The sequence below is a fragment of the Streptomyces sp. NPDC006923 genome (genome assembly GCF_040635655.1).
Taxonomy (GTDB): domain Bacteria; phylum Actinomycetota; class Actinomycetes; order Streptomycetales; family Streptomycetaceae; genus Streptomyces.
The window spans coordinates 153,638-174,837 of sequence record NZ_JBEYIF010000006.1; the positions used below are offsets into that span (position 1 = coordinate 153,638).

Annotated in this window: 19 protein-coding genes and 1 tRNA gene; 14 read left to right on the plus strand and 6 right to left on the minus strand. The window is 70.7% G+C overall.

The window, feature by feature from the left end:
* The first annotated feature begins 30 nt into the window (after positions 1–30).
* The 3 genes from ABZ707_RS14030 (at position 31) to ABZ707_RS14040 (ending at position 1,215) form a co-directional block, all read left to right on the plus strand.
* Entirely contained in the window at positions 31–354 is a 324-nt protein-coding gene (locus tag ABZ707_RS14030) for a hypothetical protein (protein WP_360172971.1), read from the plus strand.
* A 172-nt stretch (positions 355–526) separates the two neighbouring features.
* Positions 527–895 carry a WhiB family transcriptional regulator gene (locus tag ABZ707_RS14035; protein WP_360172974.1) on the plus strand — a complete coding sequence of 123 codons (369 nt, stop codon included), beginning with the start codon at positions 527–529 and terminating at the stop codon, positions 893–895.
* Positions 892–1,215, plus strand: a complete 324-nt coding sequence (locus ABZ707_RS14040; protein ID WP_360172977.1) for a hypothetical protein — start codon at positions 892–894, stop codon at positions 1,213–1,215. Before ABZ707_RS14035 ends, ABZ707_RS14040 begins: the two co-directional genes overlap by 4 nt.
* Before the next feature lie 144 nt (positions 1,216–1,359).
* Here the strand turns inward: ABZ707_RS14040 and ABZ707_RS14045 are convergent, their stop codons facing one another.
* Together ABZ707_RS14045 and ABZ707_RS14050 are read right to left on the minus strand one after the other, a co-directional pair.
* Positions 1,360–2,739, minus strand: coding sequence for an AarF/ABC1/UbiB kinase family protein (locus tag ABZ707_RS14045; RefSeq protein ID WP_360172980.1), 1,380 nt, complete (start codon positions 2,737–2,739; stop codon positions 1,360–1,362).
* 42 nt (positions 2,740–2,781) lie between these two features.
* Complete coding sequence (locus ABZ707_RS14050; protein ID WP_360172983.1) at positions 2,782–3,921, minus strand: ThiF family adenylyltransferase; 1,140 nt, start codon at positions 3,919–3,921, stop codon at positions 2,782–2,784.
* Between the two features lie 265 nt (positions 3,922–4,186).
* Between ABZ707_RS14050 and ABZ707_RS14055 the strand changes: the two genes are divergently transcribed.
* The 4 genes from ABZ707_RS14055 (at position 4,187) to ABZ707_RS14070 (ending at position 8,051) form a co-directional block, all read left to right on the plus strand.
* The gene (locus tag ABZ707_RS14055; RefSeq protein ID WP_360172986.1) at positions 4,187–4,810 is read left to right on the plus strand and encodes a M48 family metallopeptidase; all 624 of its coding nucleotides are present in this window, start codon (positions 4,187–4,189) and stop codon (positions 4,808–4,810) included.
* A 156-nt stretch (positions 4,811–4,966) separates the two neighbouring features.
* The gene (locus ABZ707_RS14060) at positions 4,967–6,580 is read left to right on the plus strand and encodes a TerD family protein (protein WP_360172989.1); all 1,614 of its coding nucleotides are present in this window, start codon (positions 4,967–4,969) and stop codon (positions 6,578–6,580) included.
* A gap of 13 nt (positions 6,581–6,593) precedes the next feature.
* Positions 6,594–7,274 (plus strand): AIM24 family protein, encoded by a 681-nt coding sequence (locus ABZ707_RS14065; RefSeq protein WP_360172992.1) that lies wholly within the window; start codon positions 6,594–6,596, stop codon positions 7,272–7,274.
* Positions 7,275–7,292: 18 nt separating this feature from the next.
* Complete coding sequence (locus tag ABZ707_RS14070) at positions 7,293–8,051, plus strand: AIM24 family protein (protein ID WP_360172995.1); 759 nt, start codon at positions 7,293–7,295, stop codon at positions 8,049–8,051.
* Between the two features lie 55 nt (positions 8,052–8,106).
* Here ABZ707_RS14070 and ABZ707_RS14075 read toward each other — a convergent pair whose 3' ends face one another.
* Positions 8,107–8,634: an NUDIX hydrolase gene (locus tag ABZ707_RS14075; RefSeq protein WP_360172998.1), complete on the minus strand. Its 528-nt coding sequence runs from the start codon at positions 8,632–8,634 to the stop codon at positions 8,107–8,109.
* Entirely contained in the window at positions 8,631–10,100 is a 1,470-nt protein-coding gene (locus ABZ707_RS14080) for a zinc-dependent metalloprotease (protein WP_360173001.1), read from the minus strand. The genes ABZ707_RS14075 and ABZ707_RS14080 overlap by 4 nt, the downstream gene beginning before the upstream one ends.
* Before the next feature lie 308 nt (positions 10,101–10,408).
* Between ABZ707_RS14080 and ABZ707_RS14085 the strand changes: the two genes are divergently transcribed.
* From ABZ707_RS14085 to ABZ707_RS14100, 4 genes are all read left to right on the plus strand, one after another.
* Positions 10,409–11,521: an SDR family oxidoreductase gene (locus tag ABZ707_RS14085; protein WP_360173004.1), complete on the plus strand. Its 1,113-nt coding sequence runs from the start codon at positions 10,409–10,411 to the stop codon at positions 11,519–11,521.
* A gap of 89 nt (positions 11,522–11,610) precedes the next feature.
* Positions 11,611–12,069, plus strand: a complete 459-nt coding sequence (locus tag ABZ707_RS14090; protein ID WP_360173007.1) for a molybdenum cofactor biosynthesis protein MoaE — start codon at positions 11,611–11,613, stop codon at positions 12,067–12,069.
* 318 nt (positions 12,070–12,387) lie between these two features.
* Positions 12,388–12,570, plus strand: coding sequence for a hypothetical protein (locus tag ABZ707_RS14095; protein WP_360173837.1), 183 nt, complete (start codon positions 12,388–12,390; stop codon positions 12,568–12,570).
* Between the two features lie 113 nt (positions 12,571–12,683).
* A complete protein-coding gene (locus ABZ707_RS14100) occupies positions 12,684–13,772 on the plus strand; it encodes a PDZ domain-containing protein (protein ID WP_360173010.1) in 1,089 nt (362 codons plus the stop codon).
* 28 nt (positions 13,773–13,800) lie between these two features.
* On the opposite strand, the gene ABZ707_RS14105 is transcribed toward ABZ707_RS14100, so the two are convergent.
* Positions 13,801–14,358, minus strand: a complete 558-nt coding sequence (locus ABZ707_RS14105) for a PPA1309 family protein (protein ID WP_360173013.1) — start codon at positions 14,356–14,358, stop codon at positions 13,801–13,803.
* Positions 14,359–14,507: 149 nt separating this feature from the next.
* Here ABZ707_RS14105 and ABZ707_RS14110 point away from each other — a divergent pair, with 149 nt between their 5' ends.
* The 3 genes from ABZ707_RS14110 to ABZ707_RS14120 all read left to right on the plus strand — a co-directional run bounded on the left by ABZ707_RS14110 (position 14,508) and on the right by ABZ707_RS14120 (position 19,797).
* Positions 14,508–17,417 (plus strand): UPF0182 family protein, encoded by a 2,910-nt coding sequence (locus tag ABZ707_RS14110; protein ID WP_360173840.1) that lies wholly within the window; start codon positions 14,508–14,510, stop codon positions 17,415–17,417.
* 42 nt (positions 17,418–17,459) lie between these two features.
* Positions 17,460–17,533: transfer RNA gene (locus ABZ707_RS14115), tRNA-Met, on the plus strand.
* Positions 17,534–17,724: 191 nt separating this feature from the next.
* Positions 17,725–19,797, plus strand: a complete 2,073-nt coding sequence (locus ABZ707_RS14120) for a tetratricopeptide repeat protein (RefSeq protein ID WP_360173016.1) — start codon at positions 17,725–17,727, stop codon at positions 19,795–19,797.
* Between the two features lie 85 nt (positions 19,798–19,882).
* Here ABZ707_RS14120 and ABZ707_RS14125 read toward each other — a convergent pair whose 3' ends face one another.
* Positions 19,883–21,004 (minus strand): hypothetical protein, encoded by a 1,122-nt coding sequence (locus ABZ707_RS14125; protein ID WP_360173019.1) that lies wholly within the window; start codon positions 21,002–21,004, stop codon positions 19,883–19,885.
* Positions 21,005–21,200: the final 196 nt, after the last annotated feature.

Here is a 21,200-nt window from a genome sequence, read left to right on the forward strand (position 1 = left end):
TCCTTGAGACGCCGAGAGGAGGCGATTCCAGTGATCAGCATCAACAAGAGCTTCATCAGCACCGCCAAAATGACCGATCTCTCGGTCGTCTCCGTCTGCTCGCTCGGCTTCTCCGGTTCCGAACTCGTTGCCACCGGTCTGTCCGGCGCCTTCGCCGTGCGTCCCGCAGGCCCGGCGCTCCTGCCCGTCCGGGAGCGCAATGAGCGACCGACCAGGGCACTGGAAGCGGGAGTAGCGGCGGCAGAGGCTCAGGCCTATGCCTTTGCGGCGACCAGTGCCGGCGCGATGAAGCAGACGCAGCACCACACGATGTGGGCCTTCCGTGGGCTCGGACCCTGGAGTGATCCAGCCTGATTGAGAATCAGGCCGGCGCCTTCAGGGCCGCGGAACCCCACCCGGGATCCGCGGCCCTTCTGTTTGTCCCGAACGGGACAGACGGAGCGAAGGGGCCTCGGGACAAGTAACACCCGGTACCAGCCGACACCCGGTCAACAGACCGGACCGACCAGACGAGGAACGACACCCCGTGCAACTCGAAGCGCACGCCCCGTCCGTACCGCTTTCCCCAACGATCGCCCCGCCCGGTCTCACGGAGGACTCCGCCTTGACCCCGCTCACCACGCTCACCGCCCTCGACGACGCCATCGAGAACCTCGGCGTACCCGTCCCCTGTCGTGCCTACGACCCGGAGGTCTTCTTCGCCGAGTCCCCGGCGGACGTCGAGTACGCCAAGTCCCTCTGCCGTACCTGCCCGCTGGTCGAGGCATGCCTCGCCGGGGCCAAGGAGCGGCGCGAGCCGTGGGGTGTCTGGGGTGGCGAGCTCTTTGTCCAGGGCGTGGTCGTCGCCCGCAAGCGGCCGCGTGGCCGCCCGCGCAAGAACCCGGTCGCGGCATGAACGCCGCCGGAACAATTGACCGTCCCTTTACGCACGATCCCCAGAAGCAGGCTCCGATGACCTCTTCCACGAGCGAGCCGTCCGGCTCCGCCACCCCTGCCGTCACCACGAAGGGCGCGAAGGACTCGCGCCAGAACAGGACCCGCGAGATGCAACTCATCCCAGAAGCCCTGGCACGCGCGCATATGGACGAACGAATGCGTGAAGCCGACGCGGAACGCCGGGCCGTGCGCCTGGTCGCCGCTCGGCGGATGCAGCGCCGTGCCGAGCGCGTGTCGATGCGCGCCCGCCGCGCGCTGGCCATGGCGGTCATGCAGTAGGCGGCGCCATGGAGTGTCGCCGCGCCAGGCAGCCAGTGGCCAGGCAGCCAGCGGCCACGCAGTCGGCAGCCAGGCAGCCAGTAGTCAGGCAGACAGTCACCGCGGGGGCCGGTCCAGGGACCGGCCCCCGCGGTCGTACCCGTATCAGGCGCCTGCCTCGGCGGTGGCCTCCCCATCGTCCGGTTCCGGCAGGAACCCGGGCAGCCAGTCCTCCAGCTCGTCCCGGAGCCGGACCGTCGCGTTGAGCTGGCAGAGCACACCGATGGTGCTCAGGGTGACCCGGTGGATGAGCAGATACGACGGCGGCAGATTCAACTGCTTGCCCAACTGGTGGGCGGGAGAGCGAGGGTCGGCGATCCGCGCTGCCTGATTGCGTATCCAGCTCCGGGTGAAGGTGAAGTCCTCCACCGCCGCCGGTTCGATGATCGGCAGCAGATACTCCAGCACCGCGTCCGGGTCGAGATCGATGGACTCCTTGACGAATCCCTCCTCGCGCAGCAGGTCGTACACCGCCTCCGCGTCGCCCTCCAGCGTCATCCGCAGCGCCTCACCGATGGTGCCGGGCAGTCCGCCCGGCAGCCGGTCCACCGTCCCGAAGTCCAGCACCCCCAGCCGGAGTTCGCCTTCCTCGCCGTCCTCAGCCGGGGCCGGCGGCAGCAGCCGGAAGTTGCCGGGGTGCGGGTCCGCGTGCAGCAGGCCCGTACGGGCCGGGCCCGAGAAAAGGAAGCGGGCCAGTAGCTGGCCCGCCCGGTCCCGCTGCTCGGGAGTGCCGTCGTTGATCACCTCGGACAGCGGTGTCCCGTCGATCCACTCGGTCACCAGCACCTGGTCGCCCTGGTGGACCACATCGGGCACCACCACATCCGGGTCGTCCGCGAACTCCGCCGCGTGTTCCCGCTGGGACTCGGCCTCCAGCGCGTAGTCCAGTTCCTCGGACACCCGGTCGCGCAGCTCGGTGATCAGAGGCTTGATGTCCATGCCCGGGATCAGCGGCCCCAGCAGCCTGGCGAACCGGCTGAGCTGCACCAGATCGGACAGCAGCGCCTCTCCGGCGCCCGGGTACTGGATCTTGACGGCGACCTCGCGTCCGTCGTGCCACACCGCCCGGTGCACCTGCCCGATCGACGCGGCGGCCGAGGGCTTGTCCTCGAATTCGAGGAACAGCTCACGCCATTCCTCGCCCAGCCGCTCACTCAGTACCGCGTGGACCGTGCCGGTGGGCAGGGGCGGCGCCGCTTCCTGGAGCTTGGTGAGCGCCGCCCGGTACGGTCCGGCGATCTCCTCCGGCAGCGCCGACTCGAAGACGGAGAGCGCCTGCCCGAACTTCATCGCACCGCCCTTGAGCTCGCCGAGCACCTTGAAGAGCTGATCGGCCGTGCGCTGCTGCAGCTCCCGGGTGACGATCTCCGCGGACTTCCCGCCGATCCGCTTGCCCAGGCCCCAGGTGGCCCGTCCGGCGAAGCCCAGTGGCAGGGTGGCCAGCTTCGCCGTGCGGGTGACCGCCTTCCGGGGAAGATCAGACATTGAGCCCCTCCTAGTCCCAGACAGCCGTGCCGCGTACGGCGGTTACCCCGCCATTGTGTCGTGCGACGCCGCTACTTCCATGATGTGCTCCCCCTGCCCCGTCCCGGCCGCCCCGCAGGGACAGTCCCGGTGGGGCGTGATCCGTTCCGAGCGCCAGTCCAGCAGCGGAAGCGACACCTCCCATCGTGCACCCGTGCTGGCGGGCAGCTCCCCGTCCAGGAAGGCCAGGGCATGGGCCGCCGCCAGCCCCGCCACCGTCGTGGCCAGCGCCGTGTCGCAGGCCGGTGCGGCGCCGGCCCGGCGCCCGGAGCGCCACTGCGCCAGCATCCGCGGCCACCCTGGGTCACCGTCCGCCCGCACCCGCGCCGCACAGCCCGCACAGGCCGTGCCCCCGGGCAGCACCAGCGGCCCCACCAGGCCGGTCGCCTCGATCACTCCGGCGTAGAGGTGGGGGGTCCCGGAGGTGATCCAGGGCTCGGAGACCCCCGGGTCGGGGGCATAGGCCGCCAGCCCGTCCCGGGGGGCGACGACGACCAGGGAGAGGGGCGGCTCGCCCGCCCCCGCTGGCGCCGGCGACTCCGGGGCCCTCGGCGCACGGCCGGGCGCCGACCGGCGGACAAGCTGCCGGACTGCCGCGTCCCGGCGCTCCCCGACGGACTGGGCCGGCAGCCCGGCCGGTGCCACGTCCGACGGCTCCGCGCATCCTCCGTCCAGTACGTCGAGATGCCCCACCCCGGAGGCGGCGAGCACCGCGGCGACGGCTGCCCCGACCCGGCCGGCGCCCCGGACCTGTACCCGCATCGCCCGCCGCGCCGCCAGCCGTCTCATTGCCGCGCCCGGCTCCCGGTGGACGACGGAGAGGGACGCCAGATCGGGCCGCATCCGGTCGAGGGTGCCCGTCCGGTCCCGGAACGCGTCGGCCGTCCGGCCGCCCCCGCCCGGGTCGTCGATCAGCCCGGCCGCGGTGAGCCGCCGCACCAGCGAGTCGGCCCGGCCGTCCGGCAGCCCCATGGCGCGGGCCTCCTCCCGCAGCAGGGGCAGCCCGCGTGTCCCGTCGAGCAGATCGAGAAAGCTGCCCGTCGCGGTGTCGAGCGGGCCCACCAGCACCGCGTGCGCGGGCGTGACCCCGAACTGAACCGTCTGCCGCTCGCGCCAGGCCCGCCGGAGCGCGGGCTTCACCATTGGATGCGTCAAACCTGTCGGATACATGTCGGCCTCCCCGTTGATCTTTCGTTGTTCCCTGCGTTCGCTGCGCTCGCTGCGTTCGCTGCGGTCTTAGCTCTCTTTGATCCGCGTTCTCAGAATGCAAGGAACCGGCAAACGATGCGGAAAGTTATCCACAGCCTCCGTCGTTAATCGTTTCAAATGGCGTTCGCCGGAGGACGGAACAAGATCGAACCACTTGGTGGGCGGGACTTCCCCCGCGCGCAGCGGGTAACGTCGGGGCGTGTCCGCCGATCCTTCCCCTCGCCTCGCGGGGGAGCCGCCGTCCCAGAGCGCCGGAAGTGAACAGCGCGGGGCGACAAAACGTCCGCCCCGCGGTTCAGGGACGAGCGCCGTCGAGGTACGCAGGAGCGCCCGCCGCCGCAGGACGGTCTCGGCGTACCGCGAGGGCGACCGGACCATCGTGCTCATCCCCGCCCGGATGTCGGAGGCCGAGGAGCGGCGCTGGGTGACCGTGATGCTCGACAAGCTCGCCGCCCAGGAGAGCAAGCGGGTCCTCGGTGACAGTGAGCTGACCGAGCGGGCGGAACGGCTGTCGGCCCAGTATTTCGACGGCAGGGCCCGGCCGAACTCCGTCCGGTGGGTGACCAACCAGAACACCCGCTGGGGATCCTGTACCCCGGCGGAGGGCAGTATCCGGCTGTCGCACCGGCTGAAGGGCATGCCGGAGTACGTCGTCGACTATGTGCTCCTCCATGAGCTCGCCCATCTGCTGGTGCCGGGGCACGGGCAGCGGTTCTGGGAGCTGCTGGAGGCGTATCCCCGCACCGAGCGTGCCCGCGGCTATCTGGAGGGCGTGGTCGCGGCCGACCGGCTTCCCTATCCGCCCGCCGGACGCGGGGAATGACGGAGTCCGCAGGTTCCGGGTGATCTCCGCAGGTCCCGGCGGGGCCACGGAATCAGCGATCCTGTACCGAATGTGTCCCGGTCCGGCTCGATGTCGGAGCCAGCCGCTAGCCTGACGCGACGTATTCATATCCGGGACGGGGGACGGTCGTTACGTATGGCCAGGGAATTCCAGCGCGGGCACAAGGCCAAGGTCAGTGATCTCACGGCGGGGACGGATCTCTATGTCGGCGTGCGAATCGCCGCACCCGGGCTGACCTTCGACATCAGTTGCTTCGGCCTCGACGCCGACGAGCGACTCTCGGACGACCGGTACTTCATCTTCTTCAACCAGCCGAAGTCTCCGGAGGAGTCCATCCAGCTACTGGGCGCCCAGGCCGGGGACACCGAGTCCTTCCGGGTGACGCTGGACCGCGTCCCGGCGGGGATCCACAAGCTCTCCTTCACCGCCACCATCGACGGCGCCGGACAGATGTCGCAGGTCGGCCCCGGATACATCCGGGTCGTCGCGGGTGGCGAGGAAGTCGTCAGATACGCCTTCGACGGCTCGGAGTTCACCACCGAGCGCGCGGTGATGCTCGGCGACTTCTACCTCAAGGACGTGTGGCGGTTCGCCGCTGTCGGGCAGGGCTTCGACGGCGGTCTCGACGCGCTGCTGAAGAATTTCGGCGGCGAGGTCGCCGAGGAGGAGCCGGCCGCTCCGCAGCCGGCGACCGACGGCGGGATTCCGGCCTTCGCCCCGCCGTCCGGGAGCGCCGCTCCGGCCCCGGCCTTCGGCGCCCCGGCAGGGCCTCCCGCTCCGGCACCGCCTCCGGCGCCTTCGTTCGGCGCCCCGGCCGGACCCGCCGTGCCGCCGTCCCCGCCCGTGCATGCCGCGCCGACCGTGGCCGCGCCTCTCACGCCGGCGGCCGGAGCCGCACCGCCGCCCGCCCCGCCGTCCCCGTACGGCGGGCCGGCTCAGCACCCGCCGGTTGGCCAGGTCCCGGCCCAGGCCCCGCCGCCCGCGCCCGCTCCCTACGGACAGCCCGCCCCGGCTCCGTACGGACAGCAGCCGCCCGGTCCGCCCCAGGGCGTCGCACAGGGCGTTCCGGGGGGTGTGCCCAGCGGCGGCGCGGGCCTCCGGGCGGCCCTTCAGCCGTACCGGGAGCTGCCCACGGGCCAGCGCTGGACCTCGCAGAACGGTCAGCTCATCCGGGTGGACCTCGGTATCGGCGGCGCCCCGGTCCTCGCCCGCCAGGGCAGCATGGTGATGTATCAGGGCAAGGTCGACTTCGGCTACAAGGGCGCCGGATTCGCGGGCCGTGTCGTCGGCAACGCCACCGGCCAGGAGCTGCAACTGATGCGCTGCACCGGCCACGGCCAGGTGTTCCTCGCCGAGGAGGGCGCGCATCTGCACCCCGTCGAACTGCAGGGCGACGGCATCTGCGTATCCGCGGAGAATGTCCTCGCCTTCGACGAAGGCCTCCAGTACGAGGTCCGCCGTGTCGAAGGCCATGGCATCCCGGGCGGCGCGCTGTTCACCATGCTGTTCCAGGGTGCGGGCACCGTCGTCGTGAAGACGCGTGGCACCCCGGTGGTCCTGCCCGTCACCCCCACGACCTTCGCGGACAGCAATGCCGTCGTCGCCTGGTCGGCCGCCTCCCAGGTGATCGTCTCCAGCCAGGTCAGACTGCGCCGCAACGCCTACCCGGGCCACAGCGGCGAGACCGTGAACCTCCAGTTCCGGGGAGCCCCCGGCAACTTCATCGTCGTCCAGCCGTACGAGGTCTGAGGGAGCCCGGACAATGAATCAGCAGCTCGCGGGCTTCGCCCCCACCCCCGTTGTGGCCCGGATGGAGAATCACGGCCGCTCCATGCTCAAGGTCGCGATGGCCACCGGCCAGGACCTCTTCGCGCGGACCGGCTCGATGATCGCCTACGAGGGTTTCATCCAGTACGAACCCAACCCGCCGGCGGTCCGCCAGATCGCCTCCCAGTGGGTGACCGGCGAGGGCACGCCCGTCATGAAGTGCAGCGGCGACGGCCTGCTCTATCTCGCGGACTACGGCGCGGATGTCGTCGTCATCAACCTCGACAACGACGCGCTCTCGGTCAACGGCAGCAATCTGCTCGCCTTCGACGCGCATCTCCAGTGGGGCGTCGAGCGGGTGAAGGGACTGGCCAAGATCGCGGGCCAGGGCCTGTGGAACGTCCAGATCTCCGGCACCGGCTGGGTCGCCCTGACCTCCCGCGGCACACCGGTCGTGGTCGACTGCGGCCGGGGCGAGGACGAGACCTATGTCGATCCGGACGCCCTGGTCGCCTGGTCCCCGGGGCTCAAGGTGAAGGGCAAGCGCAGCTTCAAGGCGTCGTCGCTGATCGGACGGGGCAGCGGCGAGGCGTTTCAGATGGCCTTCTCCGGCCAGGGCATCGTCGTCGTACAGCCCAGCGAGGACAGCACCGACCGCCTGCGGATCCAGGGCTGAAGGGGAGCGAGACACACCATGCAGAGTCCTCTTTTCGCATACACGGAGCAGCAGTCCCAGGACCGGTACACCGTGCAGAACCCGCAGCTCCTGCGGGTCGCGCTCACCGGCCAGGACGATGTCCTCGCCCGCAAGGGCGCGATGGTCGCCTACCAGGGGCTGATCGACTTCGACGGGGAGTACCAGTCGGGCGGTGAGCGCCGGGCCAGGGCGCGCACCGGTGAGGGACTCGACCTGATGCGCTGTTCCGGGCAGGGCACGGTCTACTTCGCCAACCTCGCCCAGTACATCCATGTCGTGGACGTCGACCAGGACGGGATGACGGTGGACAGCGCCTATGTCCTGGCGCTCGACTCCACGCTGCACACCGAGGTCGTCGCGGTGGACAGCCAGTACGGCATCTCCGGCTCCGGCAAGTACCAGCTCCATATCTCCGGCCGGGGCAGGGTCGCCCTGATGACCTCGGGCCGGCCGCTGATGATGCGGGTCACCCCGGAGACGTACGTCAGCGCGGACGCCGACGCGGTCGTCGCCTGGTCCTCCGCGCTGCGGGTGCAGATGCAGGCGCAGACGCACTCCTCCGGCGTACGGCGGCGGCGCGGCAACACCGGGGAGGGCTGGGAGCTCAGCTTCCTCGGGCAGGGCTTCGCGCTGGTGCAGCCCAGCGAGGTGCTGCCGCCGCAGCACGCCGCGATCGGCCAGGGCCTCGCGGCGCAGTTCGGCGTGGGCCAGCAGGGCGCGCACGGTCAGAACCAGCGCAACGACTGGGGCAGATGACCCGGCACACCGGTGGGGGCGGCCTCGGCGAAGGCCGCCCCCACCCGGTGGTGACTCAGTCGCGCAGTGCCGCGCGCGTACGCTCCACCAGCCGTACGACCGACCCGTCGGCGACCTCCGCCACCTCTCCGTAGGAGAACCAGCGCAGATCAAGGGACTCGTCGCTGATCGCCTCGACCGCCCCTGTCGGCGCCAGTGCCGCGTACTGGACGTCGAGATGCCAGTTGCAGGGCGCCGGGATGGCGTGCCTGTCGAGCCGTACGGGGCCGCCGGGCAGCAGCGTCAGGCCGGGGATCCCGGACTCCTCGGTGGCCTCACGCAGCCCGGCCCGCTCCACTGAGCTGTCGCCGGGCTCGCAGTGGCCGCCCATCTGCAGCCACATGCCGAGCTTCTTGTGCAGGGTCAGCAGGACGCGCCCCCGCTCCGGATCGATCACCAGCGCGCTCGCCGTGAGATGCCCGGCCTGGCAGGACTTCCACATGCCGTCCGGGTGGGCGGCGAGATGATCCAGATAGCTGTCGCGCAGCTCCCGCTGGTCCTCGTACCCCTTCAGTACGAGGACGGCGTCGTCGTGCAGGCTCACTTGTCGGTGTCGTCCTTGTCGTCGGCCTGACCGCTCCGGTCGTCCTTGCGGAGGTCCGGCTTGTCGGTGCCGTCGCTCTCGCGGGCCGCGCGGCTGTCACCGCTGCCACTCGCGGCCTCGCCGAGCATCTTGTCCAGCTCCGAGAAGTCGAGCTGCTCGTGGTGGACAAAGCCGTCCGGGTCGTCGAGGTCGGAAGCGGTCGGCAGCATGTCCGGGTGCTCCCACAGCCGGTCCCGCCCGTCGACCCCGCGCGCGTCCGTGAGCGACGCCCACAGCCGCGAGGCGTCCCGCAGCCGACGCGGACGGAGCTGAAGGCCGATCAGGGTCGCGAAGGTCTGCTCCGCGGGACCACCGGAGGCCCGGCGCCTGCGCAGCGTCTCGCGCAGCGCGTCCGCCGCCGTGAGCCGGGACTTGGCGGCTTCGTGCACCACCGCGTCCACCCACCCCTCGACCAGCGCGAGCGCCGTTTCGAGCCGGGCCAGCGCGGCCTTCTGCTCGGGGGTGTCCTCCGGCTGGAACATGCCCTGCTGAAGCGCTTCCTGCAGCTCTTCGGGATGAGTGGGGTCGAACTGGCCGACCACGTCTTCCAGCTTGGTGGTGTCGACGGTGATCCCCCGGGCGTAGCCCTCGACGGCGCCGAACATGTGCGAGCGCAGCCACGGGACATGGGCGAAGAGCCGCTGATGAGCGGCCTCGCGCAGCGCCAGATAGAGCCGGATCTCGTCCTTCGGCACGCCGAGGTCCTTGCTGAACGCCTCAATGTTCAGCGGCAGCAGCGCGGCCTTGCCGGCCGGGCCGAGCGGCAGTCCGATGTCCGTCGAGCCGACCACCTCACCCGCCAGCACACCTACGGCCTGCCCGATCTGCTGGCCGAACATGGCGCCCCCCATGGAACGCATCATGCCGATCAGCGGACCCGCCACGGACTGCATCTCCTCGGGCAGCACATCGCCCATGGCCGTGCCGACCCGCTCCGCCACCGGGTCGACGAGCTGCTGCCACGCGGGCAGGGTCGCCTCGACCCATTCGGCGCGGCTCCAGGCCACGGCGGTGTTCGCCCCGGACGGCAGCGAGGTCGCACCGTCCAGCCACAGGTCGGCGAGACGCACCGCCTCATTGACGGCGGAACGCTCCGCCGGTCCGACGCTCGCGTCCTTCGTGCCGTCGGGCGTGCCCTGCGCGACCGTCTGGCGAGCGATCTGCTTGGCCATGTCCCAGTTCACGGGACCGCCCTCGTAACTGAGCATCTGGCCGAGCTGCTGGAAGGCCGCGCCCAGGTCGTTCGCGTTCAGCGAGCCGAACATCGCGGCGAACGGATTGTCACCGCCCGCCCCGCCCGGCAGCCCGAATCCCCCGAAGGGGTTACCGGGACCGCCCTGACCACCTCCGGTGGGGTCCTTCTTCTTGCCGTCGCCGTCCTCCGGCTCCTCCGGCGGAAGGCCGAATCCGAATGGGGTGTCACTCACGGGGTTCCTCGGCTCGTAGGGCCGCCGGTTACGTACCGGCGGCGGCTGCCCGAATACACCACCAAGCCTAAGCGGCGCCGGGTGGGCAGGAGGGGTGTCGCGGGCCCTGGACCGTGCCCGGCTGTGCGGCGTGTCCTGCCTGCGGCTCGCTTCACCTCCGCCTTTCCCCCTCGGTGCTCACGGCCCCGACACCCGGGTGGCATCCGGGCTCGATGCTCCGTCGGCCGGTGGCCTGCGGCAGGATGGACGTCTCCTGGTACGGACGCGTAATCCACGTACGTACTGAAGACAACCGCTGGAGACGCCCGGTGAGTTCCCCAGATCCGCAGGTTCGCGCAGCGCGAAACCGCTCAACCCCGACCTCGTCCCGCGGCCCCGTCGTCGCGGTCACCGGCGCCGCCTCCGGCGTCGGTGACCTGCTCACCCGGCGCCTGGTCGCGTCCGAGGAGATCAAGCAGGTCATCGCCATCGACGAGCGCCGGGGGGAGGTCCCCGAGGCGCAGTGGCACATCCTCGACGTCCGTGATCCGGCCATCGCCGAGAAGCTGCGCGGCGCGGACGTCGTTGTGCATCTCGCGCTCGATCTCGACCTGGAGACCGACGCCACCGCCCGTACGGCGTACAACGTCCGCGGCACGCAGACGGTCCTCACGGCGGCCGCCGCCGCGGGCGTCCACCGGGTCGTGCTGTGCACCTCGGCCATGGTCTACGGGGCGCTGCCCGACAACGACATCCCGCTCTCCGAGGACGCGGAGCTGCGCGCGACCGCGGAGGCCACCGGGGTCGGTGATCTGCTGGAGATCGAGCGGCTGGGCCGCCGGGCGCCCCGCGCGCACCCCGGGCTCCATGTGACGGTCGTCAGACCCGCCGTGCTCGTCGGCGGTACGGACACCGCACTCACCCGCTACTTCGAGTCGCCACGGCTGCTCGTCGTCGCCGGCTCCCGGCCCACCTGGCAGTTCTGTCATGTCGAAGACCTGGTCAGCGCGTTGGAGTATGCCGCGCTGGAGAAGGCCGACGGTGAGTTCGCGGTCGGCTGTGACGGCTGGCTGGAGCAGGAGGAGGTCGAGGAGCTGAGCGGTATCCGCCGGATGGAGCTGCCCTCCGCGGTCGCTCTGGGGGCCGCGGCCAGGCTGCACCGGATCGGCCTCACGCCCTCGCCCGCCGGTGATCTGGCGTACACCATGCATCCCTGGGTGGTCAGTGTCGGCCGGCTGCACGACGCGGGCTGGCGGCCACGCTGGACGAACGAGGAGGTGCTGGCCGCGCTGCTGGAGGAGGTGGAGGGCCGGCACACCGTCGTGGGCCGCCGTCTCGGCCGCAAGGACGCCACGGCGGCGGGCGCGGCGGGCGCGACCGTGGCCCTGCTGGGCACCGCCGCGCTGGTACGGCGGGCCCGCAAGGCGCGGCGACGGCTGTAGCGGGCCCGTCGTCCGGCGGGGTACGCGCGTCGGGGGCCGCGCGAAGGCGGTATTACGCGATGTCGGAGCCGTACGGCACGATGGACCCCATGGCGAGCACGCGTTCCCACCCGGGCGAGCAGGCGGCGCAGGACCCCATTCGTCTCCTGGCGATCCGCGACACCCCGCTGACCGTCGACGAGGTCTTCCGCGCGGTCGGGGACGACGCGTCGGGCGGCACAGTTCTCTTCGTCGGTACGGTGCGCAACCACGACGGAGGCGCCGATGTCGACACCCTCGGCTACTCCAGCCACCCTTCGGCGGGGGCCGAGCTGCGCCGTGTCGCGGAGAAGATCGTCGCCGGGTATCCGGTGCGCGCACTGGCGGCCGTCCACCGGGTGGGTGATCTGGCGGTCGGTGATCTGGCGGTCGTCGTCGCCGTCTCCTGCCCGCACCGGGCGGAGGCGTTCGAAGCCTGCCGGAAGCTGATCGACGACCTCAAGAACGAGGTCCCGATCTGGAAACACCAAACATTCTCCGACGGCACCGAGGAATGGGTCGGCGCGTAGCGCCTCCACCAGGGGTGGTGGTCGGGTGGCGGGTGGGCGGGTCGGCGTAGCGCCTCCGCCAGAGGGGCGGCTCGGTCGCGCGCACCCCTCACATCACGTGCCGCCCCCCGACATCTCGCGCAGCCTCACATCCGGGGGTCGCGGGCGGCGGCCCGTTTTCCGCTTCGCGCGCAGTGTCCCGGTTCGCTCTGGATGAAACACGGTTCGTACACGGACGCCCGATTTGCGTAACTGGCCTCCGGCCAGCAGCGTGGGGATCAGCCGATGGCTAATCTGCTGATCGGCGGTAGCAGACACTCACGAAGTCGGGAGGTCGGTATGGCCGCGCTCGCCTGGTTGCTGATCCCGCTCGTCGCCGCGATAGGTGCGGCGATATGGGGAAGCTGGGCCGCAAGAGACCGCACGATGGGAGACATAGCCGAGCTGAACGGCTATGCGCGATTCCGGGACGCGATGGAGAAGCCGGACTCCGGGACAGACCCCGCGACAGACCCCGCCTGACGCTGTCCGACGCGCCCGCCGACCGTACGCCGCCGCTGCGACCGCCTGCCGCGTGGCCCCGTACGGCCCGGCCCCAGCGGTGCGTTGTCAGACCCTTCCCGTACTGTCGTTCCATGCCACGCCGCACCGCGACGATGCTCGCATCCACCCTCGTGCTCATCGCGCTGCTCTGCGTGGGAGTTCTGATGAGGGTGCCGTATTCGGAGATGAGCCCCGGACCGACGGTGAACACGCTCGGTGACGCCGGCGGCGAGCCAGTGCTCCAGATCTCCGGTCACAAGACGTACCCGACGTCGGGCAATCTGAATATGACCACGGTCAGGGTCACCGGCGCGGACTACAACATGAACATCGTCGAGGCGATCTACGGCTGGCTGGCCCACGACGACGTGGTGGTGCCGCACGACACCCTGTATCCGGACGGCAAGACGGAAGAGCAGTCCACCCAGGAGAACGCCGAGGAGTTCAGCCAGTCCCAGGAGAGCGCCAAGGTGGCCGCTCTGCGGGAGCTGGACATCCCGGTGGCGTCGCGTGTCGTCGTCTCCTCCGTCCTCAAGGACAGCCCCTCCGAGGGCACGCTGCACGCGGGTGACGTCATCAGGGCCGTGGACGGCTCGGCGGTCCGGGCCCCGGAGGACGTGGCGAAGTTCGTCACCAAGCACAAGCCGGGCCAGGCCGTTGTCTTCACCATCGTCCCGGCCGCTGAGGCGAAAGCCGCCGAGAAGGCAGGCAAGGAGCCCACGACGACCAGGAAGGTGACGGTCACCACGGAGGAGTCCGTCGAGGGCGACCGGGCGGTGGTCGGCATCCAGGCGGGGACCGACCACACCTTCCCGTTCACGGTCGACATCAAGCTGGCCGACGTGGGCGGACCGAGCGCCGGGCTGATGTTCGCCCTCGGCATCGTCGACAAGCTGACGCCGGGCGCGCTCACGGGCGGCAAGTTCGTCGCGGGTACGGGCACGATCGACGACGACGGCAAGGTCGGTCCGATCGGCGGCATCGAGATGAAGCTGGTCGGCGCGCGTGGCGCGGGCGCCCAGTACTTCCTGACCCCGGACGAGAACTGCGCGGCGGCGGCCTCGGACATCCCGAGCGGCCTGACACTCGTCCGGGTGAAGACCATCGCCGACGCCAAGAAGTCTCTGGACAAGATCCGCGCCGGGGACACGGCCGGTCTGCCGAGCTGTTCGGCAAGCTGACCGGCCGTACCCGCCGGAGCGCGGGCGGTTACGCCTCGAAGGTGGCCGACAGTGCCTCGGCCAGCCCGGGGACCAGCCCGGAGCCGGTCAGGACCTCGGTGGCCGAGTCCTTCTCGCGCAGCCGCAGCGCCGACTCCCGGGCGCCGTCGCGCAGCACGGCCACGGTCATCCGCACCTCCTGACGATCCGGATGGGCGGCGACCCACTCGGCGAGCCCGGACTCGTCGAGCCCTTCCGGTACGGACGCCTCCGCGGACGGCGGCAGCATCAGCCGCTCCACCGTCATCGCGCAGCCGGCCACCGCCCCGGGCCACGCGATCGTGCCGAGGAATTCGTCCAGTGGCGTGCCGGACGGGATCTCGTCCTGCTCGATCGGGGTGAGCGGAGCGACCGCCCCGCCGTCGTCGAGACCGAGCTGGGCCGCCAGTTCCGGCTCGTCGGTACGGAGCCGCTCGGTGTCGACGAGCGCGAAGAGCCGGGCCGGCTGGTCCCAGCCGAGTCCCGACGCGTATTCGTCGATTTCGAGCACCGCGCGGGTCAGCGGGCTCGCGGCCATGGGTGTGCCTGAGGGAGAAACGTTGGACATGCTCAATATCCTGCCTCCTTCGGCCCCGGATGCGGGAACTAGGTAAAGCCTCAGTAAGTTGCATCAGTGGGCCCTACGATCGCGGGGCCCGTTCTTACACGCTGAAACACACGACCGCGAACTTCGAGGTGCGCACGTTGGCTTTCCAGATGCCGGACCGCGGCGGAGGCCCGACCGGGCCACGGATCAGAGTGGGCCGGCCGTCTCGGCGGGTCCGGACCCTGCTCATGACACTGGGTGTGCTGGCCGTGCTGGCCATGCTGTTCGTCATGTTCGCCGGGTTCTGGACCGACTGGCTCTGGTACCGCTCGGTCGACTACTCGTCGGTCTTCACCACCACCCTGTGGACCAAGATCGGACTGTTCGCGGTCTTCGGACTGCTGATGGCCCTCGCCGTCGGCCTGAACATCTGGCTGGCGTACCGGCTGCGCCCGCCGCTGAGCGCCATGTCGATGGAGCAGCAGAACCTCGACCGGTACCGGATGGGGATCGCCCCGTACAAGAAGTGGGTGCTCCTCGCGGTCACGGCCCTGGTCGGGCTGATCGCCGGCGCCTCCGCCGCCGGGCAGTGGCGCATCTGGCTGATGTGGGTGAACGGGGTGTCCTTCGGCCAGAAGGACCCGCAGTTCAAGATGGACGTGTCGTTCTACGCGTTCGACCTGCCCTGGTACCGCTTCCTTCTCGCCTTCGGCTTCGCGGCGGCCGTGCTCTCACTGATCGCCGCCGCGGTGACGCACTACCTCTACGGCGGTCTGCGCGTCACCAGCCCCGGCGCGCGTGCGACGGGGGCGGCCACCGGTCATCTCTCGGTGCTGATCGGCGTGTTCGTCTCGCTCAAGGCCGTGGCCTACTGGCTCGACCGGTACGGCCTGGCGGTGAAGTCCAGCGACTTCAAGGCGGCCGGGAACTGGACCGGACTGCGGTACGTCGACGCCAACGCCTATCTCCCGGCGAAGACGATCCTCTTCTGCATCGCCGTCATCTGCGCCGCGCTGTTCTTCGCGACGCTCTGGCGCCGTACCTGGCAGCTACCGGTGATCGGCTTCGGTCTGATGGTGCTGTCGGCGATCCTCATCGGCGGTCTCTATCCGGCGATCGTGCAGAAGTTCCAGGTCCAGCCGAACGAGCAGGCCAAGGAATCGCCGTACATCAAGAAGAACATCAACGCCACGCGCGCGGCGTACGGCATCGACGGCGCCGATGTGCAGGACTACGGCGGCAAGGGCAACCCTGACAGGAAGGCCGAGCAGCGCAGGGCGGCGGACTCCGCGGCCAGTTACCGGCTGGTCGACCCGAATGTGGTCTCGCCCGCGTTCCAGCAGCTCCAGCAGGAGCGGAAGTACTACCAGTTCCCCGCCACGCTGGACGTCGACCGGTACACCGGTCCCGACGGCAAGCCGCAGGACACGGTGGTCGGTCTGCGCGAGCTGAACATCACCGGTATCCCCAAGCGCAACTGGATCAACGACCACTTCACCTACACCCATGGGTACGGAGTGATCGCGTCCAAGGGCACGAACACGGTGACGAACGAGAACGACGGCACCGTCGGCGCTCCCGATTTCATCGAGTCCGGCCTGCCGACGACCGGTCAGCTCGGCAGGTACGAACAGCGCGTCTACTACGGCGAGAAGACCGAGCAGTACTCGATCGTGGGCGGCCCGCAGAAGGAGCTCGACTACGAGAAGAACGGCGAGCGGACGACGAGCTACCGGGGCAAGAGCGGCGTCAGCCTCTCCAATCCGCTGAACCGCGCGGCCTACGCCGTGGCCTTCAGCGAGCCCCAGATGGTGTATTCCGGCGCCATCGGTGACGGCTCGCGGATTCTGTACAACCGCACGCCCAAGGAGCGCGTCGAGGCGGTCGCGCCCTGGCTGACCATCGACGGCGACGCCTATCCCGCCGTGGTCAACGGCCGCATCCAGTGGATCGTCGACGCGTACACGACGACGAACGGCTATCCCTACGCGTCCCGTACGACCCTCGGCGACACCACCGCTGACTCGCTGACCGACAATCAGCGCGCGGTCGTCGCCCAGCAGAACCAGGTCAACTACATCCGGAATTCGGTGAAGGCCACCGTCGACGCCTACGACGGCTCGGTCAACCTGTACCAGTGGGACACCAAGGACCCGGTGCTCAAGACCTGGATGAAGGCGTTCCCGGGCACGGTGAAGCCGAAGGCCGAGATCAACTCCGAGCTGCTGGCCCATCTGCGCTATCCGCAGGACATGTTCAAGGTGCAGCGCGAACTCCTCACCCGCTATCACGTCACGGACCCCGCGCAGTTCTACAGCGGCAGTGACGCGTGGCAGGTGCCGGACGACCCGACCACCAAGGACAGCAACGCGGTCCCGCCGTACTACCTGAGCGTCAGGATGCCCGGTCAGACGGGGCAGAAGTTCTCGCTGACCACCACCTTCACGCCCAACGGACGCCCCAATCTGGGCGCGTTCATGGCGGTGGACGCCGACGCGACCAGCGGTGACTACGGCAAGATCAGAGTCCTGAGCGTCACCTCCACCGTGCAGGGGCCGCAACAGGTGCAGAGCGAGCTGAACGGTGTACCGGAAGTCGCCGAGTTCGTCAGAAACCTGCGGGGCACCGACTCGGACATCGAGTACGGCAATCTGCTGACGGTGCCGCTCGACGGCGGGTTCCTCTACATCGAGCCGGTGTACGCGCGCGGTGGCAGCGCCAACTATCCGCTGCTGAAGAAGGTCGCCGTCTCCTACGGAGGCAAGCCCGTCTTCAAGGACACCCTGGGCGAGGCGCTGAACGCGGTCTTCGGAGCGGAGAGTTCCGAGCCGCCGGCAACGACACAGCCACCGCCGACGGACGAGACCCCGAAGCCGCCGGCCACCGGTGACAAGGCGCTCAAGCAGGCCATCGCGGACGCGCAGAAGGCGTACGAAGACGGTGAGGCGGCGCTGAAGCAGCAGGACTGGACGGCGTACGGGAAGGCCCAGGAGGCCCTCCAGGACGCCCTGCGGCGGGCTGCCGAGGCCGATTCCGGAGCCGGTGCGACCGGCGGGAACGGCGGTGGCGACAGCGGCTGAGCAGGCATCACTCCGCGTCGTGGTACGGTTGGGACACAACGACGCGGGGTGGAGCAGCTCGGTAGCTCGCTGGGCTCATAACCCAGAGGTCGCAGGTTCAAATCCTGTCCCCGCTACTCAAAGTCAAGGGCCCGGATCCATCAGGATCCGGGCCCTTGTCGTGCGTTCGTGCGAACTGCGGTGCGGGTCGGGTGAGTTGACCCCGAGCGCGTTTGGCTTATCTCTCTGTGGGCATGTCGACAAAACGCTGAAGTGACCTAGCGGGTCGCGGCATACCTGCTGTACGTGGGTGGTAGGTGGTGCGACGATGGAGTTTATGGGGGATAGGACAACTCTGTTGGAGACAGGGCGGTTTGTGCAACAAGATGATCACAGCGCCGTCAGTGCCGTCGGTGCGCCCAGGGCCATCGCCGTCGACGCCGCCGCCGACACTGCGGATCCGGCCGGTACGGCGGCTGCCCGGCGCGCCGCCGCTCCGGAGGAGACCAGCGATGCCGAGACCGAGGCGCGCCACCGGCGCGCCGCCGACGCCGGTGACACGGCGTCGATGAGCGCGCTCGGGGCCCTGCTGCTGCGCCGTGGTGATCTCGACGGGGCCGAGCCCTATCTGCGCGCCGCGACGGCTCAGGGCGAGCGCGCCGCCGCCAACAACCTGGGCGTCCTCCTGCACCAGCGCGGCTACGCGGACGAGGCGGCCGGCTGGTGGCGCATCGCCGCCGTCGCCGGGTCCGCCGCCGCCGCCCACGCGCTGGGCCGGCACTTCCGTGAGCTGGGTGACGAGCCGGCCGCCGAGTACTGGCTGCGCCAGTCCGCGGAGCAGGGCCACGCCCTCGGCGCCTATGCCCTCGCCGATCTGTTGGAGCACCGCAGCGACGTCGGGGCCGAGCGGTGGCTGCGCGCCGCCGCCGAGCAGGGACACCGGGAGGCGTCGTACCGGCTCGCACGCGCGCTGGAGCGCCGGGCCCGTGAGGCGGCCGGCACCGGCGGCGACCCGGCCTACAGCAGCGGTACGGGCCCGCCCACCTCGGGACGGCTGCGCCTGGGCCGGTCCGTACCGGGCCAGGCCACCGCCGGTGGCGGGCGCCCCGGCGGCGCCCCGGCCGGCACGGCTCCGGCCTCCGGTGCCCGTGGGCGTACCGGCGCCGCCGGTGCCACATCCGGCGCGTCCTCGCTCATCAGCGAGGCCGCGCAGTGGTACCGGCAGGCCGCCGCGCGCGGTCACCGCCGGGCGGCGCTGTATCTGGGCGCGATCCTGGAGAAGCGCGGCGAGCTGAAGGAGGCCGGCCGCTGGTATCTGATGGCGGCCAAGGAGGGCGAGGCGCGGGCCGCGTGCGCCCTCGGCTTCCTGCTCCGCGACGCCGGTGACGAGGAGAGCGCCGCGATCTGGTGGCTGCGCGCCGCGCAGGACGGCAACGGCAACGCCGCGAACGCCCTGGGCGCGCTCCACGCCGCCCGTGGCGAGCCGCAGACCGCCGAGCGCTGGTACCGCGCCGCGATGGGCGCGGGCGACATCAACGGCGCGTACAACCTGGGCCTGCTCTGCGCGGCCCAGGACCGCACCGTCCAGGCCGAACAGTGGTACCGCCAGGCCGCCTACGCGGGCCACCGCGAGGCGGCCAACGCCCTCGCCGTCCTGCTGTTGCAGGCCGACGACCCGACCGGCGCCGAGCCCTGGTTCTCCAAGGCCGCCGAGGCGGGCAGCGTGGACGCCGCGTTCAACCTGGGCATCCTCCACGCCGGACGTGACGAGGACCGTACGGCCCTGCGCTGGTACGAGCGTGCCGCGGCGGCCGGCCACACGGAGGCGGCCCTCCAGGTCGGCATCGCCTGCCTGCGGGACGGTGACGAGCAGTCGGCGGAGCTCCATCTGCGCCGCGCCGCCGGGGGCGGCAGCGCCGAGGCGGCCTTCCGGCTGGCCACTCTGCTGGACGCGCGACAGCCGCCCCCGGGATCGCCCGCGCTCGGTGAGCCGTACAACGTCAAGAGCGAGTGCGAGCAGTGGTACGAGCGGGCCGCGGAGCAGGGGCACCGGCGGGCCCAGGTGCGCGTCGGCATGCTCGCCGCGGGCCGTGGCGACATCACCGGCGCCGCGCGCTGGTACCGGGAGGCCGCGGAGGCGGGCAGCAGCAGCGGTGCCTTCAACCTCGGCCTGCTGCTGGCGCGTGAGGGCGGCGAGCGTGAGGCCGCGCTGTGGTGGACCAGGGCCGCTCAGGCCGGTCACGGCCGGGCCGCGCTGCGGCTGGCGCTGCTCGCCGCCCGCCGGGGCGAACTGACCGAGGGGCAGCGCTGGTGCGCACGCGCCGTCGAGCTGGGCCCCGGCGAGGTGGCCGAGCGCGCGGCACGGCTGCGTGACGCGCTGCACCAGGAGCTCACCGCCTGATCCCGTGCGGGCCGGGGCGGCCCGTACGGCGACGCCCCGACTCTCGTGAGAGGGCCGGGGCGCCGAGTGCGAAAGGCCAGGTGCGTCAGTCTCTCCCGGCCGCCGGTGTTCCGGGAGTGAACCGCTCGGCCAGGGCGTAGGTCGTGGGAGGGAACGTCGGGCTGTGGACGCCGTACGTTCCGATGGCCCAGAGGGCACCCGTCCCGTCGACCGTCGTGATGTCTTCGAAGACGTAACTGCCTTCCATGCCCTCGACATCGTCGATGGACGCGGTCTTTCCGAGCTCCCGCGTCCAGGAGGTGCCGTCATAGCGCCAGAACGCCGGCTTGCTCATGTCGGCGTCCCGCCCGGCGACCCACAGGCCGCCCACGCCGTCGACGGTCATGCCATGGAGTTCGAAGCCTTCCATCGGCCCGGTGATGTCCTCCCAGGCGGTGCCGTTCCAGTGCGCGATGCTGGGAGCGTCCTCCCAGTCCCGCGCGTAGCCGGACACATAGACGCTGTCCGGGGACTCCTCGCTCACCTGGTCGATTTCGGTGCCGACCGTCGGAGGCTGCTCGACCTGGGTCCAGCTGGCGCCGTCCCAGTGGTAGACGACGGCGCGGCCGGTGCTCGCCGGATACACCATTCCGGTCGCCCAGGCGTCGTCGGCGGAGAGCGCGTCGATGTCCCGGATATGGACGTTCGACGGCAGGCCGAAGGTCTCCCAGGTGCCGTTCGTCCAGGTGCGCAGGCTGGTGCCGCCCATGAAGAGACGTCCGGGCACGGCCTTGACCGGCACGCTGGTCCAGAAACTCGTGTCGACATCACTGGCGACCGGCACGCCCGTCCACCGCGTGCCGTCGTAGTGGAACAGCTTCGGTGTCAGCGAGACGAATCCGTAGGCCCATACATCGGTGGCGGAAACGGCGCTGACCGATGACCACTCCCAGACCGCGGGCAGGCCGGGCGCCGGGTCCTTGGCCCACGTGGTGCCGTTCCAGCGCAGGATGAGCCCGGCGCCGTCCTTCGAACCGCTCGCCCAGGCCAACTGCGGGCCGACGGAGGAGATCGAACCCAGAAAGGTCTCCGCGGCGTCGGCGCCGGGGGTGATCTCCCAGGCGGCCTCCTGGGCGGTGCCGGCCGCGCCGGAGGTGGTGGCGGTGATCAGAGTGCAGGCAACGGCGAGTGCCACGGCGCCGGCGCGGGCGAGGTGCCTTATTCGCATGGGTGTGTCCTCCATTTGTCTGTACGGCCATACGGGTCCACGGCCCGGCGCCCGGCGGCCCTGAGGGATCGCGCAGGTGTTCGAGTGTGGACTCCCGCAGGTGAACATAGCGGCCGGGTCTGACAGTTGAGGACGGACTTCGCGCGGGCACCGCGTCGCGGGTGCCGATCGCGTGCCTCGGCTCGCGGATACGAGA

Coding starts and splice junctions, on each gene's coding strand:
- ABZ707_RS14110 (WP_360173840.1), top strand. CDS start 14,508: ATGCCGGACCGCGGCGGAGGCCCGACCGGGCCACGGATCAGAGTGGGC.
- ABZ707_RS14060 (WP_360172989.1), top strand. CDS start 4,967: ATGGCCAGGGAATTCCAGCGCGGGCACAAGGCCAAGGTCAGTGATCTC.
- ABZ707_RS14050 (WP_360172983.1), bottom strand. CDS start 3,921: ATGGTGAAGCCCGCGCTCCGGCGGGCCTGGCGCGAGCGGCAGACGGTT.
- ABZ707_RS14070 (WP_360172995.1), top strand. CDS start 7,293: ATGCAGAGTCCTCTTTTCGCATACACGGAGCAGCAGTCCCAGGACCGG.
- ABZ707_RS14090 (WP_360173007.1), top strand. CDS start 11,611: ATGGCGAGCACGCGTTCCCACCCGGGCGAGCAGGCGGCGCAGGACCCC.
- ABZ707_RS14040 (WP_360172977.1), top strand. CDS start 892: ATGAACGCCGCCGGAACAATTGACCGTCCCTTTACGCACGATCCCCAG.
- ABZ707_RS14045 (WP_360172980.1), bottom strand. CDS start 2,739: ATGTCTGATCTTCCCCGGAAGGCGGTCACCCGCACGGCGAAGCTGGCC.
- ABZ707_RS14065 (WP_360172992.1), top strand. CDS start 6,594: ATGAATCAGCAGCTCGCGGGCTTCGCCCCCACCCCCGTTGTGGCCCGG.
- ABZ707_RS14100 (WP_360173010.1), top strand. CDS start 12,684: ATGCCACGCCGCACCGCGACGATGCTCGCATCCACCCTCGTGCTCATC.
- ABZ707_RS14095 (WP_360173837.1), top strand. CDS start 12,388: ATGGCCGCGCTCGCCTGGTTGCTGATCCCGCTCGTCGCCGCGATAGGT.
- ABZ707_RS14125 (WP_360173019.1), bottom strand. CDS start 21,004: ATGCGAATAAGGCACCTCGCCCGCGCCGGCGCCGTGGCACTCGCCGTT.
- ABZ707_RS14105 (WP_360173013.1), bottom strand. CDS start 14,358: ATGTCCAACGTTTCTCCCTCAGGCACACCCATGGCCGCGAGCCCGCTG.
- ABZ707_RS14120 (WP_360173016.1), top strand. CDS start 17,725: ATGGAGTTTATGGGGGATAGGACAACTCTGTTGGAGACAGGGCGGTTT.